This window comes from Pseudomonas sp. MHK4, assembly GCF_054600775.1.
This window is the reverse complement of record NZ_BAAIAK010000043.1, coordinates 1-971: the sequence shown is the minus strand read 5'-3', so window position 1 is coordinate 971 and position 971 is coordinate 1. Positions and strand designations below refer to the sequence as shown.

Below are 971 nucleotides of genomic sequence, written 5' to 3'. Positions count from 1 at the left end.
AGGTCAAAGCCGACGCACCACCCCGGCCACGGCCCGAGCCAAGCGATCGCGTCGGGCATCAGGAGCTTGCCCAGTGGCAGGAAAAACTCGATTGGCACATCCGGCAAATCAAGGACAGCACCCTTGTCCCGGAGAACATTCCCAACCTGAAAGTTCATGTGTGCTCGTTGGTCGCCAACGACTTGAAGGCGGGCGACAAATGGATGCCGGTGTACATCCACTCCAAGCTGATGATCGTCAACGACGTGTTCACCACCCACGGCTCGGCCAACATCAACACTCGCAGCATGCAGGTGGACAGCGAGCTGAACATTGCCCATGAGTGGGCGAGCGTGACCCAGGCGCTGCGGCGGCGGTTGTGGGATATGCATACGAATGGGATGGGGGCGCAGGATGATGCGGTACTAGCATTCGAGGCTTGGCAGGACATCGTCAAGGAAAACAAAAAACGTCAAGAAGACAAATGCTCCCCCGTGCCCTATGCCCCGCTCCTTGAGTTTTATTACGACAAAGCCACCCTGAAGAATCTCGACTGATGTGCCGAGTGCTCTTGCTGTTGTGCTTGCTGCTGGTTGCTTGTGACAGCCGCAGCACCTTTACCTATATGAAGAAGGACCCTCATGTGAACCCACTCACCGACATCAAGGCCAATTTCGCCTTTACCTGCGCCCACGAAAAAATTCCTGCCCCCTCAGCCGAAACAGATGTGCTGTTCCAGTACGCCCGCTGGTTGCAGAAGAACAATCAGCTAAAGCAAGACAAGAGCGTCGACGTCGAGATCGAACGGCTGTACCGCATCGCCGCCGAAAACGGCCATTACAAAGCCAACATCAACCTTCAGAATGGAGCGATGCGTCAGCATTTCAAGCTTCACGGCCATGAACACTTGCGCCTGAGCCAACAACTGATCGAAGCCAGTGTTGCCACGGGATATTACTTCGTGGGGATCTTCTTGCAGCAGGGTTCGGCTG

At 55.6% G+C, this 971-nt stretch carries 1 protein-coding gene and 1 pseudogene; both read left to right on the top strand.

The window, feature by feature from the left end:
* A partial coding sequence (locus ACYP2Q_RS31420; RefSeq protein ID WP_459734097.1) for a phospholipase D-like domain-containing protein occupies window positions 1–536 on the top strand: 536 nt, incomplete at its 5' end.
* Window positions 536–971: pseudogene (locus tag ACYP2Q_RS31415) on the top strand (SEL1-like repeat protein); the annotation flags it as partial. The gene ACYP2Q_RS31420 and the pseudogene ACYP2Q_RS31415, both read left to right, overlap by 1 nt.